General features: G+C 67.7%; 17 protein-coding genes. 5 read left to right on the top strand and 12 right to left on the bottom strand.

Translation table 11 applies throughout. The features are described from left to right. The first annotated feature begins 57 nt into the window (after positions 1–57). Positions 58–921 carry a cyclopropane mycolic acid synthase family methyltransferase gene (locus ACJEIK_RS24125; RefSeq protein ID WP_409430404.1) on the top strand — a complete coding sequence of 288 codons (864 nt, stop codon included), beginning with the start codon at positions 58–60 and terminating at the stop codon, positions 919–921. Here the strand turns inward: ACJEIK_RS24125 and ACJEIK_RS24130 are convergent. Then, the gene (locus ACJEIK_RS24130; protein ID WP_409430405.1) at positions 905–1,402 is read right to left on the bottom strand and encodes a DUF779 domain-containing protein; all 498 of its coding nucleotides are present in this window, start codon (positions 1,400–1,402) and stop codon (positions 905–907) included. The two genes, ACJEIK_RS24125 and ACJEIK_RS24130, sit on opposite strands and share 17 nt — an antisense overlap. A 35-nt stretch (positions 1,403–1,437) precedes the next feature. Here ACJEIK_RS24130 and ACJEIK_RS24135 point away from each other — a divergent pair, with 35 nt between their 5' ends. Next, on the top strand, positions 1,438–3,483 hold the full coding sequence (locus ACJEIK_RS24135) for a prolyl oligopeptidase family serine peptidase (RefSeq protein WP_409430406.1): 2,046 nt from the start codon (positions 1,438–1,440) through the stop codon (positions 3,481–3,483). Positions 3,484–3,534: 51 nt separating this feature from the next. Here the strand turns inward: ACJEIK_RS24135 and ACJEIK_RS24140 are convergent, their stop codons facing one another. The 7 genes from ACJEIK_RS24140 to ACJEIK_RS24170 all read right to left on the bottom strand — a co-directional run bounded on the left by ACJEIK_RS24140 (position 3,535) and on the right by ACJEIK_RS24170 (position 9,179). Beyond that, a complete protein-coding gene (locus ACJEIK_RS24140) occupies positions 3,535–4,416 on the bottom strand; it encodes a hypothetical protein (protein ID WP_061000323.1) in 882 nt (293 codons plus the stop codon). A gap of 27 nt (positions 4,417–4,443) precedes the next feature. Next, positions 4,444–5,310, bottom strand: coding sequence for a polyphosphate kinase 2 (gene ppk2, locus ACJEIK_RS24145; RefSeq protein WP_409430407.1), 867 nt, complete (start codon positions 5,308–5,310; stop codon positions 4,444–4,446). Positions 5,311–5,371: 61 nt separating this feature from the next. Beyond that, on the bottom strand, positions 5,372–6,889 hold the full coding sequence (locus tag ACJEIK_RS24150; protein WP_409430408.1) for an aldehyde dehydrogenase family protein: 1,518 nt from the start codon (positions 6,887–6,889) through the stop codon (positions 5,372–5,374). Between the two features lie 88 nt (positions 6,890–6,977). Then, positions 6,978–7,544 (bottom strand): PA-phosphatase, encoded by a 567-nt coding sequence (locus tag ACJEIK_RS24155; protein ID WP_409430409.1) that lies wholly within the window; start codon positions 7,542–7,544, stop codon positions 6,978–6,980. Then, complete coding sequence (locus ACJEIK_RS24160) at positions 7,541–8,074, bottom strand: mycothiol transferase (RefSeq protein ID WP_267324035.1); 534 nt, start codon at positions 8,072–8,074, stop codon at positions 7,541–7,543. The genes ACJEIK_RS24155 and ACJEIK_RS24160 overlap by 4 nt, the downstream gene beginning before the upstream one ends. A gap of 26 nt (positions 8,075–8,100) precedes the next feature. Continuing rightward, positions 8,101–8,484: a VOC family protein gene (locus tag ACJEIK_RS24165; RefSeq protein WP_061000329.1), complete on the bottom strand. Its 384-nt coding sequence runs from the start codon at positions 8,482–8,484 to the stop codon at positions 8,101–8,103. An 83-nt stretch (positions 8,485–8,567) separates the two neighbouring features. Continuing rightward, positions 8,568–9,179 (bottom strand): hypothetical protein, encoded by a 612-nt coding sequence (locus tag ACJEIK_RS24170; RefSeq protein WP_409430410.1) that lies wholly within the window; start codon positions 9,177–9,179, stop codon positions 8,568–8,570. A 133-nt stretch (positions 9,180–9,312) separates the two neighbouring features. Here ACJEIK_RS24170 and ACJEIK_RS24175 point away from each other — a divergent pair, with 133 nt between their 5' ends. The 3 genes from ACJEIK_RS24175 to ACJEIK_RS24185 all read left to right on the top strand — a co-directional run bounded on the left by ACJEIK_RS24175 (position 9,313) and on the right by ACJEIK_RS24185 (position 12,317). Further along, positions 9,313–11,049, top strand: a complete 1,737-nt coding sequence (locus ACJEIK_RS24175; RefSeq protein ID WP_409430411.1) for an N-acyl-D-amino-acid deacylase family protein — start codon at positions 9,313–9,315, stop codon at positions 11,047–11,049. A gap of 24 nt (positions 11,050–11,073) precedes the next feature. After that, positions 11,074–11,424 (top strand): pyridoxamine 5'-phosphate oxidase family protein, encoded by a 351-nt coding sequence (locus tag ACJEIK_RS24180; protein ID WP_409430412.1) that lies wholly within the window; start codon positions 11,074–11,076, stop codon positions 11,422–11,424. A 62-nt stretch (positions 11,425–11,486) separates the two neighbouring features. After that, complete coding sequence (locus tag ACJEIK_RS24185; protein ID WP_061000334.1) at positions 11,487–12,317, top strand: endonuclease domain-containing protein; 831 nt, start codon at positions 11,487–11,489, stop codon at positions 12,315–12,317. A 68-nt stretch (positions 12,318–12,385) separates the two neighbouring features. Here the strand turns inward: ACJEIK_RS24185 and ACJEIK_RS24190 are convergent, their stop codons facing one another. From ACJEIK_RS24190 to ACJEIK_RS24205, 4 genes are all read right to left on the bottom strand, one after another. Further along, positions 12,386–13,819 (bottom strand): hypothetical protein, encoded by a 1,434-nt coding sequence (locus ACJEIK_RS24190; protein WP_409430413.1) that lies wholly within the window; start codon positions 13,817–13,819, stop codon positions 12,386–12,388. 148 nt (positions 13,820–13,967) lie between these two features. Next, positions 13,968–15,593, bottom strand: coding sequence for a chaperonin GroEL (gene groL / locus ACJEIK_RS24195; protein WP_061000336.1), 1,626 nt, complete (start codon positions 15,591–15,593; stop codon positions 13,968–13,970). 223 nt (positions 15,594–15,816) lie between these two features. Then, a complete protein-coding gene (locus tag ACJEIK_RS24200) occupies positions 15,817–16,653 on the bottom strand; it encodes an LLM class F420-dependent oxidoreductase (protein WP_061000338.1) in 837 nt (278 codons plus the stop codon). Positions 16,654–16,663: 10 nt separating this feature from the next. After that, positions 16,664–17,230 (bottom strand): TetR/AcrR family transcriptional regulator, encoded by a 567-nt coding sequence (locus ACJEIK_RS24205; protein WP_061000350.1) that lies wholly within the window; start codon positions 17,228–17,230, stop codon positions 16,664–16,666. Positions 17,231–17,270 lie beyond the last annotated feature (40 nt).

Here is a 17,270-nt window from a genome sequence, read left to right on the forward strand (position 1 = left end):
CAACTTCCCCCGACGGGGTATACGGCGGGGACCTGTCGTCGAAAGGGTCGGTGTCCCATGTCCAATTCCCTGATGCCGCACTTCGGCGATGTGCAGGCGCATTACGACCTCTCTGACGAGTTCTTCCGGCTGTTCCTCGATCCGACCCAGACCTACAGCTGCGCCTACTTCGTGCGCGACGACATGACGCTGCAGGAAGCGCAGCTCGCGAAGATCGACCTGGCGCTCAGCAAGCTCGGGCTGATTCCCGGCATGAAGTTGCTGGACATCGGCTGCGGCTGGGGGTCGACGATGCTGCGCGCCATCGAGCGCTACGACGTCGACGTCGTCGGCCTGACGCTGTCACGGAACCAGGCGGCCCACGTGCAGCGCACCTTCGACCGGATGGGCACCGCGCGCAACCGCGAAGTCCGGTTACAGGGCTGGGAACAGTTCGACGAGCCCGTCGACCGGATCGTCTCGATCGGCGCCTTCGAGCATTTCGGTCCGGACCGGTATCCGGAGTTCTTCCGGCGGACGTACGCGGCCATGCCACCCGACGGCGTGATGCTGCTGCACACCATCTGCGGCTTCGACTTCCGGGACGCCAAGGAGCTCGGGATCCCGCTGACGTTCGAATTCGCGCGCTTCGTGAAGTTCCTGCTGACGGATATCTTTCCGGGCGGCCGGCTGCCGATCATCTCCGTGGTGGAGGAACTCGCGACGGCTGCGGGGTACAACGTCACCCGGAAGCACTCGCTACAGCCGCACTACGCCACGACCCTCGACATCTGGGCGCAGAACCTGGCGGCACACCAGGACGACGCCATCAGAATCCAGTCCCGAGAGGTCTACGACCGCTACCTGAAGTACCTGACCGGCTGTGCGGAACTGTTCCGCAACAAGCAGGCCGACGTCGTCCAGTTCACGCTGGCGAAGTAGAACCCTGACGCGCAGCCGGCACGGGGCACGCCTCCTCGGCGTGCTCGACGATCAGCGTGCCGTCCCGCACCGGCCTGACGCCCTGCGCGTACTGCGCGCCGGTGACGGGCGGCTGCGCGGCCAGCTCGGCGTTCTCCGCCTCGCTGAACACCCGCCCGCGCGACAGGAAGCGCTTGCCCTCGGGCGCCTCCAGGCTGAACCCGCTGCCCCGGCCCACGACCACGTCGATGATGAGCTGGGTGTGCTGCCAGGCCTCGAACTGCGGCCCGGAGATCCACACCGGGACGCCGTCGGGGCCGACGTCGAGCACCGCGAGCAGCACGTCCCGGTCCCCGACGATGAAGTCCCCGTCGGGGTAACACATCGGCGACGAGCCGTCGCAGCATCCGCCCGACTGGTGAAACATCAAGGGGCCGTGCTGGTTCTGCAGCGCGCGCAGCAGCTCGGCGGCCTCGGCGGTGATCAGTGCCCGAGATGGCATACGGCCACCCTACGCCGGGGAGTAAGAATGACCAGGTGAGTTCTGAATCCTCAGTTGATCCCGTCGCTGCGCTCGCCCAGGCCTCCGAAGATCCCTACCTCTGGCTCGAGGACGTCACCGGCGACGACGCCCTCGCCTGGGTGCGCGCGCACAACGAGCCGACGATCGCCGAGTTCGGCGGCGAGCGCTTCGAGCAGATGCGCGCCGACGCCCTCGAGGTGATGGACACCGACGCCCGCATCCCGTACGTGCGGCGGCGCGGCGAGTTCCTCTACAACTACTGGCGCGACGGCGAGAACCCCCGCGGGCTGTGGCGGCGCACCACGCTCGACAGCTACCGCACCGACGCCCCCGAGTGGGACGTGCTGATCGACCTGGACAAGCTCGCGGCCGACGAGGACGAGAACTGGGTGTGGGCCGGCGCCGACGTCATCGAGCCCGGACTGAACCTCGCGCTGATCGCGCTGTCGCGCGGCGGGGCCGACGCCACCGTCGTGCGCGAGTTCGACATGGAGACAAGGAAGTTCGTCGAAGACGGGTTCAACCTGCCGGAAGCCAAGTCCAGCGTGTCCTGGGAGACCCCCGACACGGTGTTGGTGGGCACCGATTTCGGGCCGGGCGCCATGACCGAGTCGGGGTACCCCCGGATCGTCAAGCGGTGGCGCCGCGGGCAGCCGCTGGCCGAGGCCGTGACGATCTTCGAAGGCGCGGCATCCGACGTCAGCGTCGGCGCCGGATACGACAGCACACCGGGTTTCGAGCGGCTGTTGGTGTCGCAGTCCACCGACTTCTTCAACCGCGAACGCTTCGAGGTCCGCGGCGACGAACTGGTCCGCATCGACGTCCCGACCGATGCCGCCATCTCCATTCACCGGGACTGGCTGCTGATCCGGCCGCGCGTCGAATGGACCGTCGGCGAGACGACGTACGCGGCGGGAACGCTGCTGGCCGCCCGCTATGACGACTACCTCGCCGGAAACCGTGATCTGAGTGTGGTTTTCGAGCCCGACGACCACAGCAGCATGCAGAACTTCGCGTGGACCCGCGACCGACTGCTGCTGCAGACGCTGGTCGACGTCATCGGCCACATCGAGCTGGTCACCCCCGGCACGTGGGAGCGCGCGGACATCCCGAGCGTGCCGGAGCACGCCACCACCGTCATCGTCGACGTCGACGAGTACGGCGACGAAATCTTCCTGGACTCAAGCGGATTCGACAGCCCGTCGCGCCTGCTGTGGGGCCACGCCGGTGGCGCGGTCACCGAGATCAAGCGCGCGCCCGCGTTCTTCGCCGCGTCCGAGGTCGAGGTGTCGCAGCATTTCGCGACGTCGGCCGACGGCACGCGCATCCCGTACTTCGTTGTGGGACAACGCGGCGTCACCCAGCCGCGCAAGACACTGCTGAGCGGATACGGCGGCTTCGAGTCGTCGATGCTGCCCGGCTACGCCGGAGTGCTCGGCCGGTTGTGGCTGACGCAGGGCGGTACCTACGTCGAGGCCAACATCCGCGGCGGCGGCGAGTACGGGCCACGCTGGCACACCCAGGCCATGCGCGAGGGCCGTCACCTGGTGTACGAGGACTTCGCCGCCGTCGCAGCCGATCTGGTGCGCCGCGGCATCACCACCGTCGACCAACTCGCCGCCGAGGGCGGCAGCAACGGCGGGCTGCTCATGGGCGTCATGCTCACGCGGTATCCGGAACTGTTCGGCGCCCTGGTGTGCAGCGTGCCGCTGCTCGACATGAAGCGGTATCACCTGTTGCTCGCCGGCGCGTCGTGGGTGGCGGAGTACGGCGACCCGGACAACCCCGACGACTGGGAATTCATCTCGAAGTACTCGCCGTACCAGAACATCTCGGCCGACCGGAAGTACCCGGCGCTGCTGATGACCACCTCGACGCGCGACGACCGGGTGCACCCCGGCCACGCGCGGAAGATGACGGCGGCGCTCGAAGCCGCCGGCCACCGCGTCAGCTACTACGAGAACATCGAGGGTGGACACGGCGGGGCCGCGGACAATTCGCAGGCCGCGTTCAAGGCCGCGCTGGTCTACTCGTTCCTGGAGCGCACCGTCGGCTCGTGATTTGTGCACGATTTTCCGCGCCGACCGCGGATTTTCGTGCACAAATCACTGTCAGGCGGCGGGAGCTGCGGCGGGCTTGGGCTTGCGGACGACGCGCCGGCCCAGGTTGCCCAGCAGCGTGAGGAGCACGCCCAGCACCACCAGCCCGCCGCCGATCGCGAGGGTGATATTGAGCCACTGGTGGGCGTTGGCGATGGCCGTGTCGACCATGACGTCGGCCACCTGGCGGACGTTGCCGGTGGTGCGGTTCAGCCCGTCGTTGATGTAGCGCCGCCCCGCCTCGATGCCGGCCCAGCCCGCGGCGCCGACGATCATGGTCGAGATACCCAGGGCGGCAACCGTTTTGCCGCGGGACCGGGTCACCGCCAGTGTCAGCAGGGCGAACACGCCCGTCAGCACGCAGATGCCGACGCGAGCCCACGGTCCCCACGTCGTCGCGGCGCGGAACTGTCCCGGCCGCAACGATTGGGCCGAATCGGTGATCGGTACCTCGATCTTCGACGGGACGCGGACCCCGAACGCCGCCAACGTCGCCTTGAACGACCGGTCCGACAACATCGGCGACAGGTCGATGGTCCACCGGCCGGACGAGTCCGAGTGGGCCATGGTGTCGGTGAACAGCCAGTCGTGCGCGTAGCCGTTCGCGGCGCCGAACTGGCCCGGGAAGGCCGAGCTGGACGTGTAGATGCCCGCGGCTTTCGACACGGTGCCGGTGCTCAGGTCGTATCCCGCGCTGGTGGCCAGCCTGTTGACCTGGATGCCCAGCTCGCTGGCCGTGGCCTTCTGCAGCTCATGGTTCTTGGCTGCCGTGGTGGCCAGGGCGACGTAGCCGCCCCGGTCGACAAGTGTGTGCTGCGCCCAGCAGACCGGCACCGCCACCGCCACGGCGACGGTGGTGACCAGCCACAACAGCAGTGTCGCGACGAATCGCAAGCGCCCTCCTACATTGGTGGGCGCTGCTCAGTCGGACAGCGCCCGTCCCACGATCAGCGGATCGGCGTGTCCGACCACCTCATGGTCCTTGTTGTCGTAATCGAACTTACCGAGAACATGCCGCATGGCGTTGATCCGGGCGCGCTTCTTGTCGTTGCTCTTCACCACGGTCCACGGCGCGACCTCGGTGTCCGTCCAGGCGAACATCTCTTCCTTGGCCGCGGTGTAGGCGTCCCACTTGTCCAGCGAGGCCAGATCCGTCGGCGAGAGTTTCCACTGCCGCACCGGGTCGACCTGACGGATCGTGAAGCGGGTGCGCTGCTCGGCCTGGGTCACCGAGAACCACAGCTTGGTGAGGCTGATGCCGTCGTTGGCCAGCATCTGCTCGAAAAGCGGTGCCTGGCGGACGAATTCCGCGTGCTGCTTGGGGGTGCAGTAACCCATCACGCGTTCGACACCGGCCCGGTTGTACCAGGAGCGGTCGAACAGGACGATCTCGCCGGCGGCCGGCAGATGCGTGACGTACCGCTGGAAGTACCACTGGGTGCGTTCCTTCTCGGTCGGCTTCTCCAGTGCGACGACGCGGGCGCCGCGCGGGTTGAGGTGCTCCATGAATCGCTTGATGGTGCCGCCCTTGCCGGCGGCGTCGCGGCCTTCGAAGACGATGACGTGCCGCAGCCCGTTGGCCTGGCTCCACTTCTGGAGCTTCAGCAGCTCGATCTGTAGCAGGCGCTTCTGCTGTTCGTACTCGTGCCGGTTCATCCGCTCGTCGTACGGGTAACCCTCGCGCCAGGTGTCGACCACTTCCCCGCTGGGCAGCAGCACCAGTTCGGGGTCGTCGTCGTCATCGTCGCGGACGGTGTAGGTGTCGGCGGCAGAGGCGTCCAGGATCACCGGCTGAACGTAACCGCCGGGCCGAACCTGGCGGTGACGTCACGGTGAACAACTGGTGGCGCTACTTGGCGGTGCGCTTGAACCGGATCAACGACACCTTGGTCAGGACGCTGTTCATGCGGGCCAGCGCCTTCATCGAGTTGTGGTAGTAGTTGCCGCCCGCACCCTTGCTCGTGCGCGGCTCGACGACCGTCTCCTGGCGACAGAACTTGCGGATGCCGTCGGCTCCGCCGAACCGCGCGCCGATGCCCGACGTCTTCCAGCCACCCATCGGGGCGGTGGTGCACATCAGGTTGGCCAGCACGTCGTTGATGTTCACCGCGCCGCAGTCGAGCTGCAGCGCAACGTCTTTGGCCCGCTGCACGTCACCCGAGAAAACGGTCGCGCTCAACCCGTACGGGCTGTCGTTGGCCAGCCGGACCGCCTCGCCGACGGTGGCGACCTTCATGATCGGCAAGGTCGGGCCGAACGTCTCCTCCGTCATGCACGCCATCGTGTGGTCGACGTCGACCAGGACCGTCGGCGGGTAGAAGCTGCCCGGACCGTCGGGGCGCTTGCCGCCGGTCAGCGCGCGGGCGCCGGCCGCCACGGCCTCGTTGACGTGCCGCTCGGTGATGTCCACCTGGCCGGCGTCGATCTGCGCGCCCAGGTGATAGCCCTCGCCGGCGCCCACCTTGAGGTTCTGCACCGCCTTGACGACGGCATCGACGAACGCGTCGTAGGCCGGTTCCAGCACGTAGACGCGCTCGACGGACACGCACGTCTGCCCGGCGTTGAACATCGCGCCCCAGACCGCGGCGTTGGCGGCGAGCTCCACGTCGGCGTCCTCGAGGACGATCATCGGGTCCTTGCCGCCGAGCTCGAGGCTGACCGGCGTGAGACGACGGGCCGCGCGCTCCATGACCTTGCGGCCAGTGGCCGTCGACCCGGTGAACTGGACGAAATCCGAGTTGTCGATGACGGCCTCGGACACCTCACGGGCGCCCTGTGCCAGGGCCAGCACCTCGGGCGCCCCGGAGTCGGTCCAGCCGCGCAGCAGCAGTTCGGCGGTCAGCGGGGTGCGCTCGGACGGCTTGAGCAGCACCGAGCAGCCGGCCGCGAGCGCGCCGATGGCGTCCATCAGCGCGTTGGCCACCGGGTAGTTCCACGGCGCGATGATGCCGACCACCGGGCGCGGCCGGTAATGCACCGTGATCTTCTTGATCGACAGCATCGGCATGGGGGCCGGCCGGGTGTCGGGCGCCAGCGCCTTCTCCATGGTCTTGACCACGTACGAGATGATCAGGATGACCAGGGGGATTTCGACCTTCGCGTCGACCGTCGACTTGCCGGTCTCGCGGATCAGCAGGGCCTCGACCTCGTCGCGGTGATCGTTGAGCCACACCGCGAACCGGGCCAGCACCTTCGCCCGGCCCTGGGGCCCGCGGGCCTCCCACTCGCGCTGCGCGGCGCGCAGGCCGGCTGCGATGCGCGGCACGTCGGCCGGGTCGGTCCAGCTCACGGTTCCTGCGATGGCACCCGTGGCGGGGTCGTAAACGGTGCCGGAACCGGGCGATTGGACGTCAGACGTAGCGGTCATACCGCCATCGTAACGACCGGGTGTGACGCGGGTCGCACCCGGCTTGACGCGTGTCAAAAATGGCCCGCCCGGACACGGCTCCGGCGGATCAGCCACCGGCTTCCCGGCGCGCCGGCACCGCGAGCAGCCGTGCCGCCAGGCACACCAGGCTGGACCCGAACAGCAGCGCGCCGACGGTGTCCGTGAAGTAGTGGTAGGTGAAGGCCTGACCGAGCATGCCCAGTGGCACGAAGACACCGGCCAGCACGCGGGCCCACAGCACCGCCCCGGCGGCGACGACGATGACGCCCAGCACCGTCACCATCAGCACAGTGTGCCCACTCGGATACGCCAGCGCCCCACCCTTGTGCCGGCCGAACAGCTCCTTGAGCCCGCGCTCGATGACCACCGCCAACTGCGGCGTCAGCGCGATGACCGCGGCCAGCCGCCAGCGCTTGTGCCACAACGCGATTCCCACCGCGATCACGAGCATCGCCAGGAGCACCCGCGGATCGGTGAAGAAGAGCAGCCGGCCGGTATACGGCTCCCCGGCTCGGCCGGCGTCCTGAAAGACGTCGTCGACCGGTGTCGAGGCCTTACCGACACCCCAGCCCAACAGGGCCGTCAGCACCAGTCCGACCGGCGGCCACCAGCGGACGAACTTCTCAGTTGTCATCTGTGCGCGGCGATGCCCCGCACATACGCGGCCTGCCCCAGATGCTGCGCGCAGTCGTCGACGATGCTGACGAGTCGCACGCTCGCGGTGACCGGCGGATTCCAGCGGCGGTCGACGATCCGCTCGAGCTCTTCGGGAGTCAGGCTCGCGACATATTCGAGCGAGACCTTGTGCACCGCGCGGTAGTAGCCGACCAGCAGTTCGACCGGCGGCCGCACCTTGCCGACATCCTCGGCGGTGTGGCCGTATCCGATGTCGTAACCGGGCGCGTCACTGTGCGGCAGATCGAGAGCGAACCGCTGCTCCCAGCCTTCACTCGTCCACACCTGCTCGATGCCCGCGACATCGCACAGCTGCATGTCCTGACCCCGCGCGCTGTGCCACAGCAGCCACGCGATGCTGTTGGCCTCCGGCGTCGGCCGCCAGCACGACACCTCTTCGGTCAGACCGTCGGTGATCTCGTCGACGTGCTCGATGAGCCGAGTGAAAGAGTCGCGCAACAGTTCCCGCGCCGCAGCGGTGTCAGACATATCGCCGACGCTACCGGAGCCCGCGGCTACCCGGCCGCGCCGTGGAAGACCGCCTCGACGTTGTTGCCGTCGGGGTCGCGGACGAACGCCCCGAAGTAGCCGGGGTGGTATTCGGGCCACAACCGGGGCGCGTGCAGCGACTCGGCGCCGAGTTCGACGGCCGCGTCGTGGAACGCGGTCACCGCATCGGTGTCCGCGGCCTGGAAGGCGAAATGCACCTCACGGTTCGGACCCGAGGCCTCCCCGGCGCTGGCGTCGGCGATCCAGAAATCCGGCTTGCCGTCGCGGCCGTAACCGATGGCGACCCCGAAGTCCATCTGCCGGCTGAAGCCGAGTACGCCGAGCACGGCGTCGTAGAACTGCTGGGACTTGGCCCAGTCACTGCAGTTGATACCGAAGTGGTCGATCATGCCGCGATCGTGCCACGAGGCACCGACAAAAAATCGGAGCGACGAACCCGGGGGTCCGCCGCTCCGATTCGGTCACCGACCGGTCAGTTGTCGGCCAAGGTGCGGTAGAGCGCCTTCTTGGCCTCGGCTACCGCGCCGGACAGGGTGGCGACCGCCGCCTTGAGATCGGCCTTCTGCGCGTCGTTGCCGGTGAACTTGATCGTGCGCGCCAGCCCGGCGAGCTCGAACAAATCCTTGCGCAGCTTGATGACATCGCCGAACTTCCCCGCCTCACCGAGGAAAGCCTGCACCGTCTCGCTGCTGACGCCGCGCCAGGCGAGCAACTGCTCACCGAACTCGGTCAGCGTCGCGACACCGTCCTCGACCGTGGCCACACCGCGCGCCGCGAGCAGTGAGACGACGAACTCGACCTTGTCCACCGGCGGCGTGAACGCGCCGTCGGTGATCTCCGAAACCCGCTGCGAGAGCTGCTCCGCGGTGGCCGGACCTTCCTGTAGTAGCGCGGCCGCCGCAATCGCGGCACGCTTGATACGACCCCGGAAGAAGTGATGTCCGACCCCCGGCCCGAAGCCGCCGCCGAAACCACCGCCGAAGCCCGGGCCGCAGGCGCCGGGACCACCCGCGCCGGGACCGAAGCCCCCGAATCCGGGACCGAAGCCCCCACCGAAACCGGGGCCGAAACCAGCTGAGAACATCGCTATTCCTTTCATTTGTTCGATGCATCTTGTACCTATCACGATACATCGGTTTCTCGATGCCTAGTCGTTCTAACTTCAACTCAAAGCCAACTCACAGATCTGATGACGGCCTGAGTCGTACGTTGTTCACATGAACGCAGCGGGCGCCGCCTACGACATCGTCATTCGCAACGGACTCATCGCAGACGGCTTGGGCGGCGCGCCCTTCCGCGGCGATGTCGCAGTTCAGGGCGGGTTGATCGCGGCGGTCGGCACCGTCGAAGGGACCGGCGCCCGCGAGATCGACGCCACCGGCCGGCTCGTCACCCCAGGCTTCGTGGACCTGCACACGCACTACGACGGACAGGCCATCTGGTCCGACCGGATGACCCCGTCTTCCGCTCACGGCGTAACCACCGCGGTGATGGGCAACTGCGGCGTCGGCTTCGCGCCCTGTCGCCCCGACGATCACGATGTGCTCGTCGACGTGATGGCCGGCGTCGAGGACATCCCCGGCGTGGTGATGGTCGACGGCCTGCCGTGGACGTGGGAGACCTTCCCCGAGTTCCTCGATGCCGTTGATGCCGGACGCCGCGACATAGATGTCGCGGCGTTTCTCCCGCACTCGCCGCTGCGGGTCTACGTGATGGGTCAGCGCGGCGTCGACCGCGAACCCGCCACCCCCGAGGACCTGGCCCTGATGCGCAAGCTCGCGGCCGAGGCTGTCGAATGCGGCGCGCTGGGCTTCGCGTCGTCGCGACTGACACTGCACAAAACCTCTGGCGGACAGCCCATCCCCAGCCACGACGCGGCGCAGGTCGAGATCGAGGCCATCGCGCGCGGCGTCGAGGACGGCGGCGGCGGCCTGATCCAGTTCGTACCCGACCTGCTGGCCGGCGACTACGAGTTCGCACTGAAGACCGTGTTCGACGTCGCCGCCGACGTCGGCCTGCCCGTCACGTTCACTCTCGCCGTCGGCAACGCCGGGCCGGCCACGTTCGAGGACGCGCTGCGCATGGTCGAGAAGGCCAACACCGACGGCGGCAGCATCAGCGCGCAGATTTTCCCGCGGCCCATCGGCCTCGTCATCGGCCTCGAACTTTCCGGCAACCCGTTCGTGCTGTATCCGTCGTACCGCGAGATCGCGGACCTGCCGCTCGCCGAGCGCGTCGCCGAGATGCGCAAACCCGAAGTACGCCAACGCATCCTGAACGACACGGCGGCCGACGACGGTCACCCGCTGATGTTCGCGGCGCAGGCGTGGGACTACATGTTCCCCCTGGGCACTCCCCCGAATTACGAACCGGCACCGTCGGATTCGATCGCCGCCCGCGCCGCCGCCCGCGGCGTCAGCCCGCTCGAGGAGGCCTACGACCGCGTCCTCGACGACGACGGCCACGCCATGCTGCTGGTCACCCTCGCCAACTTCCGCGACGGTTCCCTCGACACCGTCGCCGAACTGATCCAGCGCGACGACGTCATCCTGGGCCTCGGCGACGGCGGCGCGCACTACGGAATGATCTGCGACGCATCATTTCCCACGTACCTGCTGACGCACTGGGTGCGCGACCGGCCCGCCGGCCGGCTGGACCTGGCACACGCCGTCAAGGAGCTGACGTCGGTACCCGCGCGTGTCGCGGGCCTGAACGACCGCGGCCGGATCGCGGTGGGCTACAAGGCCGATCTCAACGTCATCGACCAGGACGCGCTGACGCTGCACAAACCGACCATCGAGCACGACCTGCCCGCCGGCGGGCGCCGCCTGGACCAGACCGCCGACGGCTATGTCGCGACGATCGTGTCCGGCGAGATCATCGCGGAGAACGGCGTACCCACGGCGGCCCGGCCGGGGCGGCTGGTGCGGGGCCGGCAACCCGCGCCGGCGTGAGCGGCGGCGACCTATCCTGACCTCATGAGCGTGAAGGTGGACCTGGAAAAACTCGGCGACACCCTGGCCGACTTCCCGGTCGGCTTCCTGATCACCGTCGGTGACGATTTCCGTCCGCACACGGTGGCCGTCGTCCCGGCGTTCGACGGCGGCGCGGTGACGATCGAGCCCGTCGGAAACGCCACCCGGCGCAACGCCGGCGCCCACCCGGCCGTGACGGTGCTGTGGCCGCCACCGGAACCCACCGGCTACTCACTGATCGTCGACGGGACCGCCGAAGCCACCGACACGGGCCTGCGCATCGCGCCGACACGAGCGGTGCTGCACCGCAGCCCCGAAGGCGTCCACGACTGCGTCTCGCTCAAGGAAAGCTGAGTTATCCACAGGCTGACGCCCAGGGACTGTCGCCGACGCGTTCTGTCGGCTGCTATTGAGCGGTGGGGGAAATCGAGCTACTGCTCGCCGCGAACGGCGGGGTGGCATCCGCGGCGCAACTGCGCGAGGCGGGCTGGTCGCGTCAGCAGATCAGGAAACGAGGGTGGCAGCCGCTGCGGCGCGGTTGGTACGCAGGCCCGTCCGCCGAGCCGCAAGTAGTACGTGCGGTCGCCGCAGGAGGTGTGTTGAGCTGCGCCTCCGTGCTGCGTCGCTTCGAGGTGTGGGTTCCCGATTCTGGTTTGCACATCCGATATGCCGAGCGCGCACGCACGTCACGGTCCGGCGCCAGGTCTTGCCATCCGTACCGGCTTGACCCACCCATCACTGGGGCCATCGATCCGATTGATGTCGCAGTCGCATCAGCAGCGAACTGCCTGGACCCCGAGGGACTGATCGTGGTCCTGGACTCGATGCTGAACAAACGCATGATCCAGATGGCCGACGCGCGAGACATTGTCGCCGCATCGCGTTTCGCCCGACTGCACCTGGCCGAGCGTTGTGATCCCGCGAGCGAATCCGGCACCGAGACCATGATCCGGTTGAGACTGCGCGCACTGCGAATTCGCCTGCGTACTCAAGTCGATATCCCCGGAGTCGGACGGGTCGACCTGCTCGTGGGCGACAAACTGATCATCGAAGCCGACAGCCGCGAACATCACCTGCCCCGGTATCAGGCCGACCGGGACAGGGACAGAGTGGCGACGAGGCTGGGATATCTGGTGATTCGACTGACCTATGAGGATGTTGTTTACCGCTGGGACACTGTCGAGGCGGACATCCTGGCCATCATCCGGCGAGATGGACACGTCGGCCCGATCACAACGTCGGCCTGAGAGCGTCGATAACCGTATATAGCCTCAACGACGCTCTCAGCCCGACGTTGTGTCGGCAATCACCAAGATCAGGCAGCTGCATCCGCGCCGGTCGAACCCGAGTGAGCACCGCCGGCAGGCTTGTCGGCCCCGCCGGGCTCCGATGCGGGAGTCGGTGACTTGTCGGGTTGACCCGTGGCCGTGCCGGTCTGGGTGGACTTGCCAGGCCGAACCTTGTTGCCCGACTTGACCTTTCCGGGCTTCTTGTCCGGCTTGCCGGTGGTGCTGCCCTGCGTGTCCGGCTTCGTCTCCGCAGTCTTCGAGGTGTCCGGAGTCTTCGAGGTGTCCGGAGTGTTGGGCGTTTCCGGGGTGGTCGGTGCTTCCGGTGCCTTCGGAGTATCGAGCGCCTCCGGTGCTTTCGCGGCATCCGGTGTCTTGGCGGTGTCCAGGGTCTTCGCGTCCGGAGTCTTGGTCGCATCCGGAGTCTTCGGGGTATCCGGGACCGTGAGCGTCAGTGTGTTCGCGCTCGGCGCGTTGACCGCGGGAACGTCGCCGGCGGCCACACCGGTGACCGCGGCGGTCGGCGCCGGCCCGGTCACGACAGCGGTTTTCGCGGCTGCGCTACTCGCCAGCGCCGGTGGTACCGGCATCGGCAGGTTCGCCAGCAGATTGTCGAGCCCCTGCTGGATATTCGCGACCAAGGCCGTCGCGAACTGACCGACGGGACCCGGGAGGGTCGTCAACGGATAGCTGAGATCGGCAATCAGGTTGCCGGCCAGTCCGCCCTCGGTGTCCGACCCGAGGAGACCGTAGACCAGATTGCTGAGCAGGCCGGGGATTTCCTGCGGGGTCTTGATGGCCGCCTCGATGGTCGCTGCCACGTTGTACGGCAGGAAGCCCACATAGTCGACCACATCCCACGCCGCCCACACGGGAGCCAGTGGCACGTTGTTCAGCGACGTGATGATGCGACCGGGTGTGGTGGCCCAGAAGGCGTCGGTCGCGTCGACGCCGGTCGTCGGGTCGGGCAGCCCGCCGAGGGCGGCGCCGATGACGTTGGCGATGCCGTCGGCAATGCTGTTGATCAGGCCCAGCTGGGTGGCGCTCGGGCCCAGCGGATAGGGCAGCCCGAATGCGATGTTGCCGATCGCGTTGGCCTTGAAATCCCACGGGAACGTGTAGTGCGGGTAGGACTCGGCGGGGTTGGCGTATCGGTTGACCAGCCAGCTCAACACCGAAGGGGCGTAGTCCGGACGCTGCACCGAGATGGCGATGGCGGTCAGCGCATCGAACGGCAGCGAGACGAGCGCTTCGATCGGAATGGCGACGCTTCCCGCGAGGCCGTCGACGACCCAGCCCGCGCCCGCCAGCGCATCGGTGATCAGCGACGTGGGGACGACGTTGGCCTCGATGGTCGGTACGGCGCGCTCCGCCGCGCCGATCGAGACACCGGTCGCGACCACACCGGCCGCCAGGGCCGCAGCCGCCAACTTGGTCGGCATGAGTCGAACAGAAGCAGTCATGAGAGCGACCCCCTCGAAGCGCCTAATATTGACTTCACTGTCAATTGTTAGCAGATTCCCAGCAGCTACGTGGCCGTTCAGCAACCAACCGCAACGAAGAAGCCCCGGCGTGCAGAGCACGCCGGGGCTTTTCGTAGAAGAGCTGGACCTAGAAGTCCATACCGCCCATGCCACCGGTCGGGTCGCCGGCGGGAGCCGCGGCCTTCTCCGGCTTGTCGGCGACGACGGCCTCGGTGGTGAGGAACAGCGCCGCGATGGACGCCGCGTTCTGCAGCGCCGAGCGGGTGACCTTGACCGGGTCGGCAACGCCGGCGGCCAGCAGGTCCTCGTAGACGTTGGTCGCGGCGTTCAGGCCGTGACCCGAGGGCAGGTTCGACACCTTCTCGGCGACGACGCCCGGCTCCAGACCACCGTTGAAGGCGATCTGCTTCAGCGGAGCCGACAGGGCGACACGCACGATGTTGGCACCGGTGGCCTCGTCACCCTCGAGCTTCAGCTCGTCGAGAGCCGGAGCCGACTGCAGCAGGGCCACGCCACCACCGGCGACGATGCCCTCTTCGACGGCGGCCTTCGCGTTGCGAACGGCGTCCTCGATGCGGTGCTTGCGCTCCTTGAGCTCCACCTCGGTGGCAGCGCCGGCCTTGATGACGGCAACGCCACCGGCCAGCTTGGCCAGGCGCTCCTGCAGCTTCTCGCGGTCGTAGTCGGAGTCGCTGTTCTCGATCTCGCTGCGGATCTGGGCCACGCGGCCGGCGATGGCGTCGGCGTCGCCGGCACCCTCGACGATGGTGGTCTCATCCTTGGTCACGACGACCTTGCGGGCCTTGCCCAGCAGGGTGATGTCGGCGGTCTCGAGGGACAGGCCGACCTCTTCGCTGATGACCTGGCCACCGGTGAGGATCGCCATGTCCTGCAGCATCGCCTTGCGACGGTCACCGAAGCCCGGGGCCTTGACGGCGATGGACTTGAAGGTGCCACGGATCTTGTTGACGACCAGGGTCGACAGGGCTTCGCCCTCGACGTCCTCGGCGATGATCAGCAGCGGCTTGCCCGACTGGATGACCTTCTCCAGCAGCGGCAGCAGGTCCTTGACGGTCGAGATCTTCGAGCTGACCAGCAGGATGAACGGGTCCTCGAGGACCGCTTCCTGACGCTCGGCGTCGGTCACGAAGTAACCCGAGATGTAGCCCTTGTCGAAGCGCATACCCTCGGTGAGCTCCAGCTGCAGGCCGAAGGTGTTGCTCTCCTCGACGGTGATGACACCCTCGTTGCCGACCTTGTCCATGGCCTCGGCGATCAGGTCGCCGATGGACTGGTCACCGGCCGAGATCCCGGCGGTGGCAGCGATCTGCTCCTTGGTCTCGACCTCCTTGGCGGAAGCCAGCAGGCCCTTGGTGACAGCCTCGACGGCCTTCTCGATGCCGCGCTTCAGGCCGAGCGGGTTGGCGCCGGCAGCGACGTTGCGCAGGCCTTCGCGAACCAGGGCCTGGGCCAGCACGGTGGCGGTGGTGGTGCCGTCGCCAGCGACGTCGTCCGTCTTCTTGGCAACTTCCTTGACCAGCTCAGCGCCGATCTTCTCGTACGGGTCCTCCAGCTCGATCTCCTTGGCGATGGACACACCATCGTTGGTGATCGTGGGGGCGCCCCACTTCTTCTCCAGGACGACGTTGCGACCCTTGGGGCCCAGCGTCACCTTCACGGCGTCGGCGAGGCTGTTCAGGCCCCGCTCGAGGCCACGGCGGGCCTCTTCGTCATACGCAATTGTCTTGGCCATTGCGAAGTAATTCCTCCGGTTGGGAATTGCACGTCTTTGGTCAGGCGCAGCGCCCGCGACGGACGGCCTGGGCTGTGCTCGCAGATGCGGCCCCGGCCTCACTGTCCCGACCTAGCACTCACCTATCGAGAGTGCCAACGTCTTTTTAGCACTCTGGCAGGGCGAGTGCAAGGTTGTTCACCATCCGCGCAAACGACCCCGCGGTGTCAGCGCGCAGCGGGAATCAGTGCGCCGACCGATACCGCGCCACCTGCGCCGCGAATTCGTCGAGCAGGCGCAGCGATTCGTCCGTACCCAGCGAGGGCAGGCGCAGTCCCAGCTGCCCGAAGCCGAGTTCTTCGGCCGTGCTCCAGTAATCGGGCTTGATGGGCGCGCCGAACATCGCCAGCGGGACGTCATATCCGGCGTCGGCGCGGAACTGGGCCACCCGCTTCGCCAGGACGTCCCTCGGTTCCGCGACCGAAATCCAGCCCGCGCCGTGGCGGATCACCCGTTTGACGGTGGCCTCGGAATTGCCGCCGACATAGATCGGCGGGTGCGGCTTCCGGACCGGCTTGGGGCGGGAGTACGCCGGATCGAAGTTGACGTACGTGCCGTGATACTCGGCCGGCTCGGTGGTCCACAACGCCTTGACGGCTTCGATGCTCTCGTCCAGGCGGGCACCGCGGGTCTTCGGGTCCGTGCCGTGGTCGCGCATCTCCTCGAGGTTCCAGCCCGCACCGACGCCGAAGACGAAACGTCCGCCGGAGATGAGGTCGACGCTCGCGGCCTCCTTGGCGCAGTGGATCGGGTCGCGCTGGATCAGCAGGGCCACGCCGGTGACCAATTCGATGGTCGACGTCACCGCGGCCGCCGCCGCGAGGGTGACGAAAGGATCGAGGGTGGAGTAGTACTCCGGCGGCAGGTCACCGCCCATGGGGTACGGCGTCTCGCGGCTCGCCGGGATGTGACTGTGCTCGGCGACCATGAGCGAGGCGAATCCGCGGTCCTCGATCGCCCGCGCCAAGGTCACCGCATCAATGGTGTCGTCATCGACGAAGGTGGCGATTCCGAACTTCATGCGGCCGACGCTACTCCCGACGCGGCCGGAGCCCGTCCATCATCAATCCGATCACCCGGTCGGCGGCGTCGGCGTTGTAACGCTGCGCGGCGTTCGCCGCCACGAGCAGCGTCTTCACATCCGAGGGCGTGACGTCGGCACGAACGGCGCCGGCACCTTGCGCGGCGGCCAGCAGCTGGCCCAGCAGCGCCAGGAATTCCTCTTCGACATCGGGCACCAGGGCGTTGACGTCGATCCCGAGACCGGCGAGCGCGTCGACCAGCCCCTGGTCGGTTTCGCCCCACCGCACCATCGAGCGCAGGAAGTCGAACAGCGCCTCGCCCGGCGCGTCCGACGCCAAACACGCCCGGCCGGCGCCCATGACGACTTCCAGCCGATCCTCGATGACCGCGCGGTAGAGATCGTCCTTCGTCGGGAAGTGCCGGTAGACGGTGCCGGCGCCGACACCGGCCCGTCGGGCGATCTCGTCGATCGGCACCGAGAGCCCTTCGTCGGCGAAGGTTTCGTAGGCGACTTCCAGCACGCGAGCGCGGTTCCGGGCCGCGTCGGCCCGGAGCGGCCTCTTCGGTTTGCAGATCATCATGCTCCCGGGAACAAATAAAACGGGGCGACCGTTC

The organism is Mycobacterium sp. SMC-16 (genome assembly GCF_046250085.1).
GTDB lineage: Bacteria > Actinomycetota > Actinomycetes > Mycobacteriales > Mycobacteriaceae > Mycobacterium > Mycobacterium phocaicum.